The sequence below is a fragment of the Phenylobacterium sp. GW823-FHT02A09 genome, from assembly GCF_058797775.1.
The window spans coordinates 269913-286256 of the sequence record NZ_JBXAJZ010000002.1 but is presented as its reverse complement, the minus strand read 5'-3'; the positions used below and the strand labels follow the sequence as shown (position 1 = coordinate 286256).

Annotated in this window: 19 protein-coding genes; 3 read left to right on the top strand and 16 right to left on the bottom strand. The window is 68.7% G+C overall.

The genetic code is table 11. The features are described 5' to 3' along the window. The 5 genes from AC1Q87_RS08550 to AC1Q87_RS08530 form a co-directional block, all read right to left on the bottom strand. On the bottom strand, positions 1-429 hold the full coding sequence (locus AC1Q87_RS08550) for a MaoC family dehydratase (RefSeq protein ID WP_492608545.1): 429 nt from the start codon (positions 427-429) through the stop codon (positions 1-3). Between the two features lie 41 nt (positions 430-470). Beyond that, complete coding sequence (locus AC1Q87_RS08545; protein ID WP_492608544.1) at positions 471-1334, bottom strand: TIGR01459 family HAD-type hydrolase; 864 nt, start codon at positions 1332-1334, stop codon at positions 471-473. 46 nt (positions 1335-1380) lie between these two features. Beyond that, positions 1381-2691, bottom strand: coding sequence for a flagella assembly cyclic-di-GMP phosphodiesterase TipF (gene tipF / locus AC1Q87_RS08540; RefSeq protein WP_492608543.1), 1311 nt, complete (start codon positions 2689-2691; stop codon positions 1381-1383). 101 nt (positions 2692-2792) lie between these two features. Next, positions 2793-3671 carry a 3-hydroxybutyryl-CoA dehydrogenase gene (locus AC1Q87_RS08535; RefSeq protein WP_492608542.1) on the bottom strand — a complete coding sequence of 293 codons (879 nt, stop codon included), beginning with the start codon at positions 3669-3671 and terminating at the stop codon, positions 2793-2795. A 133-nt stretch (positions 3672-3804) separates the two neighbouring features. Further along, on the bottom strand, positions 3805-4683 hold the full coding sequence (locus AC1Q87_RS08530; protein WP_492608541.1) for a LysR substrate-binding domain-containing protein: 879 nt from the start codon (positions 4681-4683) through the stop codon (positions 3805-3807). Positions 4684-4805: 122 nt separating this feature from the next. Between AC1Q87_RS08530 and AC1Q87_RS08525 the strand changes: the two genes are divergently transcribed. Continuing rightward, positions 4806-5174 (top strand): hypothetical protein, encoded by a 369-nt coding sequence (locus AC1Q87_RS08525; protein WP_492608540.1) that lies wholly within the window; start codon positions 4806-4808, stop codon positions 5172-5174. A gap of 84 nt (positions 5175-5258) precedes the next feature. On the opposite strand, the gene AC1Q87_RS08520 is transcribed toward AC1Q87_RS08525, so the two are convergent. Continuing rightward, the gene (locus AC1Q87_RS08520) at positions 5259-6203 is read right to left on the bottom strand and encodes an electron transfer flavoprotein subunit alpha/FixB family protein (protein WP_492608539.1); all 945 of its coding nucleotides are present in this window, start codon (positions 6201-6203) and stop codon (positions 5259-5261) included. Continuing rightward, entirely contained in the window at positions 6203-6949 is a 747-nt protein-coding gene (locus tag AC1Q87_RS08515; protein WP_492608538.1) for an electron transfer flavoprotein subunit beta/FixA family protein, read from the bottom strand. Before AC1Q87_RS08515 ends, AC1Q87_RS08520 begins: the two co-directional genes overlap by 1 nt. 159 nt (positions 6950-7108) lie before the next feature. On the opposite strand from AC1Q87_RS08515, the gene AC1Q87_RS08510 reads away from it, so the two are divergent. Then, positions 7109-7411, top strand: a complete 303-nt coding sequence (locus tag AC1Q87_RS08510) for a hypothetical protein (RefSeq protein WP_492608537.1) — start codon at positions 7109-7111, stop codon at positions 7409-7411. Here AC1Q87_RS08510 and AC1Q87_RS08505 read toward each other — a convergent pair. The 6 genes from AC1Q87_RS08505 to AC1Q87_RS08480 form a co-directional block, all read right to left on the bottom strand. Beyond that, complete coding sequence (locus AC1Q87_RS08505) at positions 7402-7971, bottom strand: cob(I)yrinic acid a,c-diamide adenosyltransferase (RefSeq protein WP_492608536.1); 570 nt, start codon at positions 7969-7971, stop codon at positions 7402-7404. The two genes, AC1Q87_RS08510 and AC1Q87_RS08505, sit on opposite strands and share 10 nt — an antisense overlap. Position 7972: 1 nt before the next feature. Then, positions 7973-8176: a twin transmembrane helix small protein gene (locus tag AC1Q87_RS08500; protein ID WP_436063062.1), complete on the bottom strand. Its 204-nt coding sequence runs from the start codon at positions 8174-8176 to the stop codon at positions 7973-7975. Positions 8177-8209: 33 nt separating this feature from the next. After that, positions 8210-8827: a TetR/AcrR family transcriptional regulator gene (locus AC1Q87_RS08495; protein ID WP_492608535.1), complete on the bottom strand. Its 618-nt coding sequence runs from the start codon at positions 8825-8827 to the stop codon at positions 8210-8212. Between the two features lie 196 nt (positions 8828-9023). After that, positions 9024-9677: a TetR/AcrR family transcriptional regulator gene (locus tag AC1Q87_RS08490; protein WP_183771511.1), complete on the bottom strand. Its 654-nt coding sequence runs from the start codon at positions 9675-9677 to the stop codon at positions 9024-9026. Further along, positions 9674-9886: a hypothetical protein gene (locus tag AC1Q87_RS08485; protein ID WP_492608534.1), complete on the bottom strand. Its 213-nt coding sequence runs from the start codon at positions 9884-9886 to the stop codon at positions 9674-9676. Before AC1Q87_RS08485 ends, AC1Q87_RS08490 begins: the two co-directional genes overlap by 4 nt. Before the next feature lie 529 nt (positions 9887-10415). Then, positions 10416-12056, bottom strand: a complete 1641-nt coding sequence (locus AC1Q87_RS08480; protein ID WP_492608533.1) for an acyl-CoA dehydrogenase family protein — start codon at positions 12054-12056, stop codon at positions 10416-10418. Positions 12057-12131: 75 nt separating this feature from the next. Here AC1Q87_RS08480 and AC1Q87_RS08475 point away from each other — a divergent pair, with 75 nt between their 5' ends. Next, a complete protein-coding gene (locus AC1Q87_RS08475) occupies positions 12132-12764 on the top strand; it encodes a glutathione S-transferase family protein (RefSeq protein WP_492608532.1) in 633 nt (210 codons plus the stop codon). Here the strand turns inward: AC1Q87_RS08475 and AC1Q87_RS08470 are convergent. From AC1Q87_RS08470 to AC1Q87_RS08460, 3 genes are all read right to left on the bottom strand, one after another. Then, entirely contained in the window at positions 12761-13543 is a 783-nt protein-coding gene (locus tag AC1Q87_RS08470; RefSeq protein WP_492608531.1) for an alpha/beta fold hydrolase, read from the bottom strand. The two genes, AC1Q87_RS08475 and AC1Q87_RS08470, sit on opposite strands and share 4 nt — an antisense overlap. An 81-nt stretch (positions 13544-13624) precedes the next feature. After that, the gene (locus AC1Q87_RS08465) at positions 13625-14725 is read right to left on the bottom strand and encodes a Rieske 2Fe-2S domain-containing protein (RefSeq protein WP_492608530.1); all 1101 of its coding nucleotides are present in this window, start codon (positions 14723-14725) and stop codon (positions 13625-13627) included. A 17-nt stretch (positions 14726-14742) separates the two neighbouring features. Then, positions 14743-16344 (bottom strand): alpha-amylase family glycosyl hydrolase, encoded by a 1602-nt coding sequence (locus AC1Q87_RS08460; RefSeq protein ID WP_492608529.1) that lies wholly within the window; start codon positions 16342-16344, stop codon positions 14743-14745.

Here is a 16344-nt window from a genome sequence, read left to right as displayed (position 1 = left end):
TCAGGCGTCCTTGGGCCGGCGCGGGGCCGCGACCACGGCTTCACCGTCGACGACGGTCTTGCCGTCGACCTGGCAGACGGTGGTCAGGGTCACGTGGCCGCGCCGCTCGTCCAGCGCCTGGACGGTCACGCGGGTGACGACCGCGTCGCCGATCTTCACCGGTCGGCGGAAGCGCATCGACTGGGTCAGGTAGATCGCGCCGGGGCCGGGCAGCTTGGTGCCGAGTACGGCCGAGATGTAGGCGCCCGACAGCATGCCGTGGGCGATGCGGCCCTGGAACGGCGTGGTCCGCGCATAGTCTTCGTTGAGGTGCACCGGATTGGTGTCGCCCGACACGGCGGCGAACGCCTCGACGTCGGCGGAGCCGACGATCTTGGTCGTCTCGGCGCTCTGGCCGACGCTCAAGTCCTCGAAGTAAAGCCCCTGCACGCGTGCGCTCCCTCTCACCGCCACTAGTTAGCGGCTTTTGCTCACCACGCCAGATCGGAGATGGCGTAGGTCGCCCGTGCGCCATCCTTGGCCAGCAGCGTCTCGACGGCGGCCGCATCGACGCCGTCCGGCCCGATGGTCTCGGCGCCGTGGATGCCGCTGGCGACGAACAGCACGTCCAGGCCCTGGTCGTTGGCGCCCTTGGCGTCGGTGGCGACGGCGTCGCCGATGCATAGCACCCGCGCGCGGTCCAGCGGCCGGCCCAGCAGCATCTGCGCTTCGGTCAGGCAGAGGTCGTAGATCGGCGCGTGCGGCTTGCCGGCCATGATCACCTCGCCGCCCATCTCCTCGTAGCGCTGGGCCAGGGCCCCGCCGCAATAGATCAGCCGGTCGCCCTTCTGCACGACGATGTCGGGATTGGCGCAGATCATCGGCAGCTTGCGCGCCAGCGCGACCTTGAAGCGGTCTTCGTAGTCGTCCGGGCCCTCGACGTCGTCGTCATAGGGGCCGGTGCAGGAGATGAAGGCCGCGTCCTCGGGACCGGCGAAGGCCAGGTCGAGGCCTTCGTACAGCGAGGCGTCCTTCTCCGGGCCGATGGCCCAGGCCGGGCCCGGCGCGCGGCCGCCCAGCAGGATGCGGGTGGCGTCGCCGGACGAGATGAACGCCGACCAGGCCTCGCGCGGCACGCCCAGCTGGTCGAGCTGGCTGTGCACGGCGCTGGACGGGCGCGGGGCGTTGGAAATCAGGATCACCGGGCCGCGTTCGGCGCGCCAGCGGCTGAGCGCCGCGCAGGCGGCGGCGAAGCTCTCGCGGCCATTGTGGATCACGCCCCAGACATCGGAGAGCAGGACGTCGTAGCGGTCGGCGACGGCCGAGAGGCCGGTGATCGGAAGGGGCGCGGTCATGGCCAGGGGCGGTAACGGTCCGGCGCGCGGCGGTCAATGCGGCGCGTCAGATCCGGGTGGCGGCGGCGCGGCGGCGGGCCAGGACGCCGACCCCGCCGCGGGTGCGAACCGGCGGCTCGTCATACGACGCCGGCTCGGCGACCGGGCCGTCGGCCTCGGCCAGCACCGCGTCGCGGATGGCGCGCGGCTCGCCGAACAGGTGGCCTTGGCCGTAGGCGATGTCGAGCTCGAGGATGTCGACGATCTGCCGCTCGCTCTCGACCTTCTCGGCGACGATCTCGACGCCGTAGCGGCGGGTCAGCGAGGCGAAGTCCTGCGCGGCCAGATCGGGCAGCGAGCGCAGGATCAGGCCCTCGTCGGTCTCGGCCAGTTCGTCCAGCAGGAACGGCGCGGCGATCTTGAGGAACTTCACGTCCGAACGGGCCAGGTCCTGGAAGTCGATGTCCAGGTCGGTGACCTTGTCGAGCGAGAAGCGGAAGCCGAGGTCGGCCAGCTTGCCCATGTTGCGCGCCTCGACCGAGCCGCGGGCGTCGAACGCCGCCTGGCCCAGTTCGAAGATCAGCGCGCCGGCCAGGTCGCGGTTGGCGGCCAGCAGGTCGAGGAACTGCGGGAAGAAGCTCTCGTCCGCCAGGCTGGCGATCGAGATGTTGCAGAAGATGCCGACCTTGCGGTCCTGCTTGGCCAGCCGGCGGACGATCTGCACGCAGCGGAACAGCAGCAGGTTGTCGATCGAGGTGACCAGGCCTTCGGGCTCGGCGACGGTCAGGTACTCGGCGGGCATCAGCACCCGGCCTGTGGCGTCGCGCAGGCGCGAATAGCTTTCGTAGAAGACGGTGCGGCGCTGCGGCAGGCCGACCACTGGCTGCAGGTAGAGGTCGACCCGGTTCTCGGCCAGGGCCTCGCGCACGGTGTCGAGCAGGGCGGCCGATTGGTGGTGGCGGCGCGGATTGGGCTCGTGGCGCGCGTGCAGCGCGCTGGCGCTGACCCGCTCCTCCAGGCGCTGGCCCATCCGCTGGACCAGGTCCTCCAGCATGTGGACCTCGCCCTCGAGCGCTTCGGAGCGGCCGGCGTCGTCGCTGACCGCCTCGGCGACTTCGGTCATCCGGGCGTCGACCTGCTCCATCTGCGCCAGCATCACGCGCTGGGCCTCGCGCACGGCGTCGAGTTCCTTGCGCAGCGCGCGCATCTTCAGGGACTGGGCCACCAGGCCGTGCACGGCGAAGCAGAGCCCGAGGCCCCCGACCAGGGCGGCGACGCCAGGCGCCCAGCCGCCCCCGTTCCGCCACAGAAGCAGGGCGACGATCAGCGCTAGACAGAGGTAGGTGGCGGAGAGCGCCACCGAGGTGAACTGTCGCATGAGCCCGCAGAATCCGAATCACTTGGATTATCGGATGCGTCGCGTCGACAAGTCGAACGGATTAACGAACGCTTCACGTTTCTGAAGCGTTCGGCGGTGGATTACCGCGTCGGGACGGGCTTCTCGCCGCGATAGTCGTAGAAGCCGCGGCCGGCCTTGCGGCCCAGCCAGCCGGCTTCGACGTATTTCACCAGCAGCGGGCAGGGGCGGTACTTGGAGTCGGCCAGGCCTTCGTAGAGCACGTTCATGATCGACAGCACGGTGTCGAGGCCGATGAAGTCGCCCAGTTCCAGCGGGCCCATCGGGTGGTTGGCGCCCAGCTTCAGCGCCGTGTCGATGGCGTCGACGGTGCCGACCCCTTCGTAGAGGGTGTAGATCGCCTCGTTGATCATCGGCACCAGGATCCGGTTGACGATGAAGGCCGGGAAATCCTCGGCGTTGGCGGTGGTCTTGCCCAGCGACTTGGCGAAGTTGACGGCGGTCTCGTAGGTCGCCGCGTCCGTCGCTATGCCGCGGATGATCTCCACGAGGTTCATCAGCGGAACCGGGTTCATGAAGTGCAGGCCGATGAACCGCTCCGGACGGTCCGAGGCCGCGCCCAGGCGGGTGATCGAGATCGACGAGGTGTTGGAGGCGAGGATGGTGTCCGGGCCGAGGTGAGGCGTCAGGGCCTTGAAGATGGTCTTCTTGACCTCTTCGTTCTCGGTGGCCGCTTCGATGGCCAGGTCGGTCGTGCCGATGGTCTGCAGCTCCGGCGCCGGCTTGATGCGGGCCATGGCCTCGTCCAGGGCGTCCTGGGCGATCGCGCCCTTGATCACCTGGCGGCTCAGGTTCTTCTCGATCAGCGAGCGGCCCGCGAGGATCCGGTCTTCGCTGACGTCGTGCAGCAGGACGTCGTATCCCGCCAGCGCACAGACGTGGGCGATGCCCGCTCCCATCTGACCCGCGCCGATGATGCCGACCGACTTAATCTGAACCATGCCGAAATAAGCCTCGAATGACCTGGGCGCACTCCCCTGCGCGCCCGATTGCGACGGGTTTCTAACATGCGGAACCGCGCACAAGCCAAGGCTTTTGCTGCGACGCAGCGTAGCCCTTTGGCGGATCAAGGATTCAGGGCTGGCCCCTGGCCGCCTCGGCCGTCAGCCAGTCGCGCAATGCGTGTATCCGGTGAAGTTTCGGGTTGTCGCCGCGCCAGACCAGATAGAACGCGAATTCGTTGCCGACCGCTTGCGGCAGCACCTGCACCAGCCGTCCGCTGGCCAGGTCCTGCTCGACCAGCGCGCCGCGCGCCAGGGCCACGCCCATGCCTTGGGCCGCCGATTCCAGCAGCATGATCGAGTCCTCGAGTTCGATCCCGCGCCCGGGATCTTCCAGACCGAAGGCGCCGAACCAGACGCTCCAGGGGCGGTGACGGTGGCGCAGCAGCGGTGCGTTCAGCAGGTCGGCCGGGGTGTTGATCTCGTGCGACGCCGCCAGGGCCGGGCTCGCCACCGGGAACAGTCGCTCGCGAAACAGCAGGGCGGTCTCCAGCCCCGGCTCCCGGGCGAGGCCGTAGCGGACCCCCACGTCGACGCCGTCGGTGACGAAGTTCGCCATCCGCTCCTCGGCGATGAAGTCGATGTTCGCGCCGGCCGGGTCGGCCAGCAGCCGCGGCAACCGCGCCGGCAGCCAGCGGGCGGCCAGCTGCGGGTCCAGGCTGACGACCAGCGGGTCGTGGTCGGCGGCGCGGCGGAAGTCGGCGACGCCGGCCTGCAGCACGCCAAGCGCCCGCTCGACCTCGCCGGCCAGCCGCTCTGCGGCCGGCGTCGGGATCATGGCGTTGCCCTGGCGCACGAACAGCCGCGCGCCGAGCTCGGCTTCCAGCTTGCGGATCTGCTGACTGACCGCGCCGTGGGTGACGGCCAGGTCCTCGGCCGCGCGGCTGTAGCTGCGGCGGCGGGCCGCGGCGGCCAGGGCGCGAAGCGCGAAGAACGGCGGCAGGCGGGTCATGCGTAGTTGTTAGTCTGGCTAACAACCTGGAGCAACATTGATCGTTCGTATCGGCGGCGGCGCGGGCGCATATCGACGGGGCGGCCGCACCTCCCCAATCCTCACAAGCCCAGGATCTTCCCATGAAAGCCCAGCTTCTGCTGCTGAGCGCGACTGGCCTGCTGCTGGCCGCGCCGCTGACCAGCGCGCTCGCCGCGCCGGCCGACGTCCAGACCTATGTCGCCGCGGCGACCGCCGACGCCGGCGAACGCCTCGCCGCCCGCAACGTCGAACTCGGCCAGCGCACCGTGGCCGTGCGCGGCCGCGTCCAGGCTGACCGCCTGAGCGGCCTGCGCATCGCCCGCTCCAGCGGTTCGGCCGAACTCGACGACCAGATCGTCGCGGCGCTGAAGAACCTGCGCACCGACGCCGCGCCGGTCGACGTGGCCGGGCGCGAAGTCACCCTCACCCTTGGCGCGCCGGTCGCCGCGGAAGCCATCGCCACACGCTAGCCATGTTGGCGGACGGGCATGAAAAAGGGGCGGTCCCTTGCGGGGCCGCCCCTTGATCGTTCGGTTCCTGGAACCTCGTCCGGTTTACTTGCCGGCCGCGGACAGGGCGTCCATCAGTTCCGGCACCGCGGTCTTGTAGTCCGCGACCAGGCCGAAGTCGGCGACCTGGAAGATCGGCGCGTCGCCGTCCTTGTTGATCGCGACGATGACCTTGGAGTCCTTCATGCCGGCCAGGTGCTGGATCGCGCCGGAGATGCCGACGGCGATGTACAGTTCCGGGGCGACGACCTTGCCGGTCTGGCCGACCTGATAGTCGTTCGGAGCGTAGCCCGCGTCGACCGCGGCGCGCGAGGCGCCGACCGCCGCGCCGAGCTTGTCGGCGAGCGGCTCGATGACCTTCTGGAACTCTTCGGCCGAACCCATGGCGCGACCGCCGGAGACGACGATCTTGGCGCCGGCCAGTTCCGGACGGGCCGACTTCACCAGTTGCTGGTCGACGAACTTCACCTTGGTCGAGACGGCGCCGGCGGCGACGTTTTCAACCGAGGCCGAGCCGCCTTCGCCGGCCGCCTTGAAGGCGGTGGCGCGCACGGTGATGACCTTCTTGCCGTCCGAGGACTGCACGGTCTCCAGGGCGTTGCCGGCGTAGATCGGGCGCACGAAGGTGTCGGCGCTGACCACTTCGACGATTTCCGAGATCTGAGCGACGTCCAGCTTCGCGGCGATGCGCGGGCTGAAGTTCTTGCCTTGCGAGGTGGCCGGGGTCAGCACCGCGTCGTAGCCGCCCATCAGCGGAACGACGGTGGCTTCGACGGCTTCGGCCAGGCCTTGGCCCAGCTCGTCGCTTTCGGCCAGCAGCACCTTGCGCACGCCGGCGATCTTGGCGGCGGCGTCAGCCGCGGCCTTGGCGTCCTTGCCGGCGACCAGCACGTCCACGTCGCCCGAGAGGGCCAGCGCGGCGGTGACGGTCTTGTTGGTGGAGTCCTTCAGCGACGCGTTGTCGTGATCGGCGATGACGAGAACAGCCATTAGAGCACCCCCGCGGTCTTCAGGTTGGCGACCAGGTCGCCGGCGGTTTCAACCTTGATGCCGGCCGAGCGCTTCGCGGGCTCGGTGACCTTCAGGACCTTCAGGTGCGGCTTCAGGTCGACGCCGAGCGAGGCGGCTTCCTTGACGTCCAGCGGCTTCTTCTTCGCCTTCATGATGTTCGGCAGCGAAGCGTAGCGCGGCTCGTTCAGGCGCAGGTCCGCGGTGATGATGGCGGGCAGGCCGACCTCGATGGTCTGCAGGCCGCCGTCGACTTCGCGGGTCACCTTGGCGGTGTCGGCCGACAGCTCGATCGCCGAGGCGAAGGTCGCCTGCGGCCAGTCGAGGATGGCCGCGAGCATCTGGCCGGTGGCGTTATTGTCGCCGTCGATGGCCTGCTTGCCCATGATCACCACGTTCGGGTTCTCTTCGGCGATCGCCGCCTTGAGCACCTTGGCGACTTCCAGCGGCTCCAGATCCTGGTCGGTCTGGATCAGCACGGCGCGGTCGGCGCCCATGGCCAGAGCCTGACGGAGGGTTTCCTGAGCTTGAGCCGGGCCGATGGAGACGACCACCACTTCGCTCGCCGTGCCCTTTTCCTTCAGGCGGACGGCCTCCTCGACTGCGATCTCGCAGAAGGGATTGATGGACATCTTCACATTGGCGAGGTCGACGCCCGATTGGTCGGACTTCACCCTGGCCTTGACGTTTGAATCGATCACCCGTTTGACCGGGACCAACACCTTCATGGGTCGCTAGCGCCTCAAATTTGTTTTTGCGAAAAATTCGGTCGGATGCGGCATAACGGTTCCGCCGAGCATTGCAAGTCGGCGAGGGATCACAGTTCGCCGCATTTTCGGCGAACGAAGCCGCTAGCAGGCTCCCGAAGCGAAGACTAGAAGCACGTCATGAACCGTACCATCGACCGGCTGAAGCTGATCTTCCTTGGCCTTTTCATCGTCCTCAGCGCCGGGACGCTCGTCTATCACGTCGGCTGGGTGTGGCCCGGCCAGAAGTGTGAAGAGGCGGGCGACTGGTGGGATTGGCGCAGCCGCACCTGCGCCAGCCCGATCCTGATTTCGGACATAACCGGCCGGGTGATCAAGAACGACAAGACCCGCGCCGAGGCCAAGGCCGACGCCGCCAAAGCCCGTGCTGAAAAGGCGCCGGAAGCCGCCGCGTCCAAGGCGAAGGCCGAACCTCAGCCCTGACGGGTGGCGCCGGACTGCCAGAACACCTCGGCTGCGCCGCGGTCGTTGGCGAAGCGTGCGGCCACGAACAGGAAGTCCGACAGCCGGTTCAGGTACTTCATCGCTTCCGGCCCGACGTTTTCGCCCGATTCGACCAGGGCCACCGCGATGCGCTCGGCCCGCCGCGCCACGGTGCGCGCCAGGTGCAGATGCGCCGCAGCAGGGGTTCCGCCCGGCAGGATGAACGAGGCCAGCGGCGGCAACTGCGCGTTCATCGCGTCGATTTCCCGCTCCAGCCGGTCGATCTGCGACTGGACCATGCGCAGGGCGTGGGTCTCGCCCGCCTGCGGCGGCGTCGCCAGGTCCGCGCCCAGGTCGAAGAGTTCGTTCTGCACCCGCGCCAGCATGGCGTCGAACTCGCCCTCGGTGTGCAGGCGCGCCAGGCCCAGACAGGCGTTGGCCTCGTCGACCGCACCGTAGGCCTCGACCCGCAACGAGGACTTCGAGACCGGCTGGCCGGTGGCCAGACGCGTGGTCCCGGCGTCGCCGGTGCGGGTGTAGATCCTGTTGAGCGTGACCAAGTCAGCCGCCGAACTTGGCGCGCCACCAGACGGCCAGCACCAGAATGGCGATGGCGAGCGCCTGCAGCGCCACGCGGAGCCGCATCAGCTTGTTCGAGTATGAGCGGCCGAAGTCACCGCCACGGAACAGCGCAAAGAGGCCGACGAACAGGGTGATGGTCACCGCCGCCAGGCTGATCGGGATCAGGTAGGTGAAGATGTTCATGGCGCGATCTTAGCCGAGATCGTAGGCGCGGGCCTATCGGTTCGCTGCCGCAGGCGGGCGAAATCCGCTGGCGATCAGGCCGATGTGGCGGTCCATCACCTTGCCCATGGCCTCGGCGTCGGCGTCTTCCCAGGCGGCCAGCCGATAAGTCCAGGCGTAGGAAGCCATCAACGCATCGACGACCACCTCCAGATCGGCGGCGGGATCGACGTCGCCCCGCTTGATCCCGTCGACCAGGCAGTCGCGGATCACCAGCCGCAGGCGCGGATTGCGGCCATAGGGGCGGCTGGAGGGGCTGAGCGTCCAGTTGTAGGCCGCCGCGATGTGAGCCAGGAACAGCCGCGTGCGCCGGGTCTCGAAGGCGTAGTGGATGGCGAAGATCGATTGCAGTCGGTCGGGCGTCGAGCCGCGCAGGTGCGGCACCAGCCGGTCGAGTTCGGCATAGAGCGCGTCCAGCCGATCGGCCATGACCTGGCTCAGGATGTCGTTCTTGGAGGAGAAGGTGGTGAATACGCTGCCGACCGACACCGCCGCCTGGCTGGCGATTTCGCGGACGGTGGTGGCGTCGAAGCCCTTGGCCTCGAACAGGTCCCGAGCCGCGTCGAGCACGCGCTGACGCGTCGCCTCTTTCTGGGACTTACGTACGCTCAAATGTTCCCCCCAGCCTGCATTGGCCGTGCAGGCGCCCCAGGCGAAGTGCTTAGGGCGAATCCTGCTTCAGGAATGCGTGATGTGAGAAGATGCGACAACTCGCCGCGGAGCTGAAGCCTGAAAAACCCCAGGAACAGCAAGGGCGAGACCTGATCCGTCTGGAACAGATCTCGCCCTGATCAGTCTAGTCGGCTGCTTAGCCGCGGCGCGCGCCGGCCAGCAGGACGCGGATCTGGTCTTTCGACTTGGCCTGCAGAGCCTCCAGGCTCCAGCCGCCGAAGATCGCTTCCTGATAGTTGGCCAGGTAGCAGTCGAACAGCATCTGGCTGCGCAGCTTCACTTCGGCTTCCTGCGAAAGCTCGCCGCGCTCGACGCCCAGGGTCAGCTGTTCGGTGAACAGTTCCTGCAGTTCCAGCACCGGCGGCAGGTTGCGCAGTTCCTGGCCCTGCTCGGGCATCCAGGAGATCCCGAAGGCGGCGCGGGCCAGCGGCAGGCGGGTCTTGTAGAAGGCGTAGCCGGCGACGAACAGCTTCAGCAGCGTGTCGTCGACGCCGCGACCGCGCGAGGCGCCCTCGCGCATCGCTTCGACCAGGGCCTCCATGTCGGCGACCATGATCTCGCGGAACAGGTCCGACTTGTCGGTGAAGTTCGCGAACACGGCGCCCGTCGACATGCCGGCCTCGGCGGCGATGTCACGGATGGTCGCGCCCTCGTAACCGGCCTCCGAGAACAGGCGGCGGGCGGCGGCCAGCACCTTGGTGCGGGTCTGCTGCTTGGCGAGCGCGCGGCGGGTCGGAACGCGGACCTGGGTCTCGCCGGCGACTTCGATGTTGCTGGAGACGTGTTTCATCGGGCGATCCTCGCCGTAGCCAGCGCCATCGGCTGTTCGAACTCTACGCAATACTCTTTCACTACATTGGCGATCCGCTCGGCGCCTTGCAGCGCGAGGCGCAGTCCCAAGTGGGCTGCGTCGCGCAACTCAGCGATGAGCTGGGTCGGGTTTTCTACGGCTAGATCGCCGCCCGCGGGGGAACGGACGGCGGTGACGCAGGTCGTCATGACCACTGATTCCTCTTAGCCCCTCAGCCCGGCGGGTCCAAGCGATGGGTTTGGTTGAGCGTGTTCAGCGAACTTGTTTCGCAAAGTATGTGTGCAGGCAGCATGTAGCGTGGCGCACTGGGCTTTGCCGTGTGGCGCAGCGTCGCAGACCAGCGTTTTGCTGCGAAATCCAAACTTGGTGTGTCGGGTGCCCGCCAGTCCAAAAAACCACGGCTCGCTGAGCGTGCTCGTGAAACGTCGTGCGGCGAGACGGTTTCTCGCTTCGCGTACGGCCGGTGTGCGGCGGTGGTGCACACCCAAGACGTTTGACCTAGCGGAAACCTCACCTCGAAACGCTGATTTTTTGCGGCCACGCCCGGAGATGATGCTCAGGTCAAACGGGACGACGATCCAAGGCGAGCGGCAGTAACGCGTGCGGTTACGAGGCGGCCGGCCTCGCGGTCAGGGACAGGCCGACGCGTCTTCAAGTTATCGTGTAGTCGCGCGAGCGGCCAGTATTGGCACAAGATGCGCCAAAATATCGGCGCTATCAGTTCGCGCCGTCCAGCAGTCGGCGGGCGATGACCTGGGCCTGAATTTCGCCGGCGCCCTCGAAGATGTTCAGGATCCGCGCGTCGGCCAGCACGCGGCTGACCGGCTGTTCGGTGGCGAAGCCGGTTCCGCCGTGGATCTGCACGGCGTTGTCGGCGCAGGCCCAGGCGATGCGGGCGGCGACCAGCTTGGCCATGCCGGCCTCCAGGTCGCAGCGGCGGCCTTCGTCCTTGGCGCTGGCGGCGAACCAAGTCAGCCGCCGCGCGCCGACCAGTTCGGCCGCCATCATCGCGAGCTTGTTGGCCACTCGCGGGAAGTCGGAGATCGGTCGTCCGAACTGCTTGCGCGCGATGGCATAGTCGACGGCCAGGTCGAGCGCCGATTGCGCCACCCCGATGGCGCGGGCCGCGGTCTGGATGCGGGCGCTCTCGAACGTCGCCATCAACTGCACGAAGCCCTGGCCCTCCTGCCCGCCGAGCAGCCGGTCGTGCGGCACGGAAAAGCCGTCGAAGGCGATCTCGTATTCCTTCATGCCGCGATAGCCGATCACCCCGATCTCGCCGCCGCTCATGCCGGGCGCGGGGAACGGGTCGCTTGCCGTGCCGCGCGGCTTGGCGGCCAGGAACATCGACAGGCCGCGGTGATCTTTCGAGGCCGGATCCGTGCGCACCAGCAAAGTCATGAGGTCGGCGCGGGCGGCGTGGGTGATCCAGGTCTTGGCGCCGGTGACCCTCCAGGTCTCGCCGTCACGCGCCGCGCGGGTGCGCAGCGAGCCGAGGTCCGACCCGGCCTCCGGCTCGGTGAACACTGCGGTGGGAATGATCTCGCCGCTGGTGATCGCCGGCAGCAGCTCCCGCTTCTGGGCGTCGGTGCCGTGCGCCAGGATCAGCTCGGCGGCGATTTCCGAGCGGGTGCCCAGCGAGCCGGTGCCGATCCAGCCGCGCGACAGGGCCTCGGACACCACGCACATCGCGACCTTGCCCAGGCCCGAGCCGCCGTATTCTTCCGGCGCGGTCAGGCCGAACACGCCCAGCGCCGCCAACTCGTCGATCAGCGGCAGCGGGATCAGCTCGTCGCGCAGGTGCCAACCATGGGCGTAGGGGACGATCTTCTCCTCGGCGAAGGCGTGGAACTGGTCACGGACGTGCTCGAGCGTCTCGTCCAGGCCGCTGGCCTCCAGCGACGGGCGACCGTGGGCGGCCTCCAGCAGCTCGACGATGCGGTTTTTCACCGCCTGCGAGGCGCCCGGCGCCAGGGCGGCGATCGACGGCCCCAGCCGCGCGGCGTCGAGGCCGAGGTCGGCGGGTCGGAAGGTCTCGCCCTGGTTCATCGGCAGGCCGCCGGCCAACTGGCTCAGATACTCGTAGGCCAGCAGTTGCGCGGGCAGGGCCTCGGCCTCGCCAAGGCGGTTCTCGGCCGCGAGCTCGGCGGCCCAGACGGCCGTTTGGCGCAGGGTCTCGGCATAGGCGGCGGCCCAGGCCAGGCCGTGGGCGACATGCTGTTCGCGATCCAGGGCGTCGCGGTCCAGCCGCCCGGAGGGTGCTACTCGGGCCGCCACCGCCTGGCGGACCTCAGCGACATAGGTTTCAGCGGCGTCGGCGGCGTCGGCCAGCAGGCCGGTAAGGTTCGCAAGCATCATGGCGGCCTGACTATAGGGCAAGCTTGCCGCGCGTCATCGGTGACGCTACGCCAAGTGAAAACCGGAGGAAGCGCCATGATCGTCGTCCATCACCTCAACGACTCTCGCTCGCAGCGCATCCTTTGGCTGCTGGAGGAGCTGGAGCTCCCCTACGAGATCAAGGCCTATCAGCGCGACGCGACCACCCGGCTGGCGCCGCCCGAACTGACCGCCGTCCATCCGCTGGGCAAGTCGCCGGTGGTGACCGAGGACGGCGCCACGATCGCCGAGTCCGGCGCCATCATCGACTATGTGCTGCGTCACCACGCGGCGGGGCGGCTGGCGCCGCCGGTCGGCACGCCCGACCACGAGGCCCACCAGCAATGGCTGCACTACGCCGAGGGATCGGCGATGCTGCCGCTGATGCTCAACATGTACGTCGCCCGCCTGGGCGAGGCCGGCGCGCCGCTGCAGCCGCGCATCCAGGGCGAGATCGCCAACCACCTCAGCTATGTCGACCGCGCGCTCGAGGGCCGCGACTACCTGATGGGCAAGGACCTGACCGCCGCCGACGTGCAGATGAGCTTCGTCGGCGAGGTGGCCGGCGCCTTCGGCCAGTTCGCGACCTATCCGAACATCGCCGCCTGGGTGCGGCGCTTCCAGGACCGCCCGGCCTATCGCAAGGCGCTGGCCAAGGGCGGCCCCTACAATCTCGGCCCCAAGGACTAGCGCGCCCAGGGATCGTCCAGCACGCCGTCGATGAAGTCGAAGACGGCGGCCTTGGTCAGGGCGTGCGGGATGGCCGAGAAGTGGTCGCAGCCGGGGATCACGACGCCCCGGCCGTCGCCGAACGCCTGGGCCAGCAGTTCGGGGTCGCCGTTGGTCTCGCGCTGGCCGGCCACCACCAGCACCGGCATCGGCAGAGTGGCGAAGCCCTCGGTGTCCAGCGGCGGGTTCTCGGCCTGGACAAAGGCCGCCAGGGCGCGGCGGTCCTCGCCTTGCTCGTCGGCGAATTGGCGGAAGCTCTTGAGGAACGGCTCGGTGATGCTCTCGGGATCGTCGGCCAGCATGGCCTCCGCCATCACGTCGCCGCGCGCCGAGGGCCGCTCGCTCAGCATCTTGTCGCCGACCCCGCCGAGGATCAGGTTCGAGAACCGATGCGGCGCGGCCACGGCGGCGGCCGCGGCGACCCGTGCGCCCATCGAATAGCCGAACAGGTCGACCCGGTTGACGCCGAGATGGTCCATCAGCTCGACCACGTCGCGCGCCAGGTTTTCGCGCAGATAGGCGGTCGGCTCGTAGGCCTTGCCGCTCTGGCCGTGGCCGCGCTGGTCCAGCGCGATCACCCGGAAGCGGCGGCGTTCCAGGGCCGCGTACCAGCCGGTCCGCTTCCAGCCTTCGTTGCGGTTCGACGTGAAGCCGTGGACCAGCAGGATCGCCCGCTCGTAGTTCTCGGGCGCGACATCGTCGTAGCTGATCGTAAAGCCGTCGCTGGTCGTGAAATCCATGGTGGCAATGAGCTCGATCTGAATAGGCCGTCAAAATAACGGCTCAACAGACCTGCCGTGCGCGCCGATGGCAAGTCCCGGTCAGCTGCGCCAGCGCAGCGTCGCGGCCTCCACCGGGTTCTCGAACGGGCGGCCGGCCTTGCGGCTGGCGGTCCATTCGCGCTTCAGCTGCTGGTACCACTTGGCTTGGCGGTCGGCGTCGTCGATCCACAGCAGCGAGGGATCGTAGCGCAACCCCTCATTCTGCAGGTTCACCATGTCGCCGTCCTGGCGCAGGAAGGCCCGCGCGCCGGCGGCGATGAACGGCTTCAGCACCAGGAACGCCGGGTGGTCGGACCAGACGATCTGGGTGATCCGGGTCTTGGTCTCGTTGATCGGCGTCAGGCAGGTCAGCGACAACACCTGGCGCTGGCCGACGGTCACGTGCTCCCAGCGCAGGCCGGGGATGCGGAAGGTGATCTCGGTCAGCGGCTCGCCGCCCAGGACCGCATAGGCGCGGCTGTTCTTGCTGGGCTCGTGGCGGACCATCGCGAAGCCCTGCTCGCGCGGTTCGAACTTCTTGGACTTCTCGTGCTGGCTCTTGGCCGAGCGCCACCACCACTGCTGGTGCACGTAGGGGCCGTGGGCCGGATCCATCAGCCCGACGACCGCGTGGTCGATATGGGCGTCGAAGTCCATGCGGTCGACCAGCTTGGGGCCGCCGCCGACCACGCCGGGGAACACCGGCGGCGGCTCGGAGGGCTCGCCGGTGAAGCGCGGGTCCGAGCTGATCCAGACGAACACCAGGCCTTGGCTCTCGGCGGCCGGATAGTTGCGCACCCGGATGCGGCTGACGTCCATCGCCTGGTCGTCGACCAGCGAGGGGATCGCCGCGCAGGCGCCGTCGGTCTTGAACCGCCAGCCGTGATAGGGGCACTCGACGCTTTCGGCGCCATCCGCCTCGCGGGTCAGCTTGCCGGCCGACAGCGGCGCGGCCCGGTGCGGGCAGATGTCCTTGAGCGCATACACCTTTCCGGCGCGGTCCCGACCCAGCAGGATCGGCTCGCCGAGGATCTCGTAGCGTTGCAGCTTGCCGGCCTTCAGGTCGCCGGACAGGGCGGCGAAGTACCAGATGTCGTGCAGGAAGCCGCGACCGAACTTGGTGTCGGCGGTGGGTGTGGTTTTGGCGTCGCCGTCGGGCATGGCCACCTTCTAGCGCGTCATGCGAGCCGCAGGAACCTGGCCGAGTGGGCGCCCATGTGGAGAGCCGCGCCGTCGAGGCTGGCCTCGCCCGCGCTAGGCGCCAGAATTTCCGCTCCTGCCAGGCGCTCGTCGCCGAACACCGCCGGGGCCGGGCCCATGTTGAACACGCAGGCGATCTGTTCCTCGCCCGCCCGGCGGATGAAGACCAGCAGCGGCTCGGGGGCGCTGACCATCTCCAGGTCGCCGACAACCAGGGCCGGGATGTCGCGGCGCAAGGCCAGCAGCGCGCGGGTGAAGGCCAGGGTCGAGTCGGCCGCCGCCTCCTGGCTCGCCGCCGACAGCCCGGCGTGCTCGACCGCCAGCGGCAGCCAGGGCTTGCCGCCTGAGAAGCCCATGTTCTGGCCCTCGGTCCACGGCATCGGCGTGCGTGAGCCGTCGCGGCCCTTGGCGATCGGCCAATAGAGGTCGCCGACCGGATCGCGGATCTCCTCGCGGGTCAGGCTCTGGGCCTCCGGCAGACCCAGCTCCTCGCCCTGGTAGAGCAGCACCGTGCCCTTCAACGTCAGCAGCAGGGCCAGCATCAGCCGGGCGACCGCCTCGCCGCCGCCGAACCGCGTGGCCGTGCGCGGGATGTCATGGTTGCAGAACGAGATGCACGGCCAGTGGCCGGGAAACCGGTCGAGGGTGTCGTAGTGGTCGCGGAAGATGTCCGGAGACAGCTTGCGCGCATGCAGCAGCACGAAGGTGTAGGCCGAGTGCAGGCCCTCTTCCGGCGTGCAGTAGGCCCCGCAGCGCTCCTCTTCCTCCGAGAACTCCCCGAACACGAAGCGGTCGTCGAAGGCGTCCACCCGCCGACGGATCTCGTCGAGCAGGGGCACGTTCTCGGGCAGGTTGGAGTCGTGCAGGTGGCGCTGCATCTCGCTGGCGTGCGCCCAGTGACGACGCAGCCGCTGGTCGGCCGGCACCGCTGGATTGTCGGTCAGGGTGTCGTCGTGCAGGAAGGTCCCGGCGACGTCGAGCCGGAAGCCGTCGATCCCCTTGTCCAGCCAGTACTCCAGCACCCGCAGGGCGGCGGCCTTGGCCTCGGGATGGCGCCAGTTCAGCTTCGGCTGCTGGCGTAGGAACTTGTGGTGATAGTGCTGGCGACGCGCCGGCTGGTAGGCCCAGGCCGGGCCGCCGAACACCGACAGCCAGTTGTTGGGCGCGGTCCCGTCGCGGGCCGGATCGGCCCAGACGTACCAGTCGGCCTTGGGCCCCTCCGCGCCGCCGTCGCGGCTCTCGGCGAACCACGGATGTTCGTCTGAGGTGTGCGACAGCACCTCGTCCAGCAGCACCTTCAGGCCCCGCCGGTGGGCCGCGTCGATCAGCGCCTGCAGGTCGTCCAGGGTCCCGTAGTCGGGCTGGACGCCTTCGTAGTCGGAGATGTCGTAGCCCCAGTCGCGGTTAGGCGAGGGGTGGACGGGCGAGAGCCAGATGGCGTCGACGCCCAGGCTCTCGATGTAGTCCAGCTTGGCGAGGACCCCGGCCAGGTCGCCGTGGCCGTCGCCGTCGGAGTCGAAGAAGCTCCGCACATAGACGTGGTAGACGACCGCGCCCTTCCACCAGGGCGCGGCCGACAT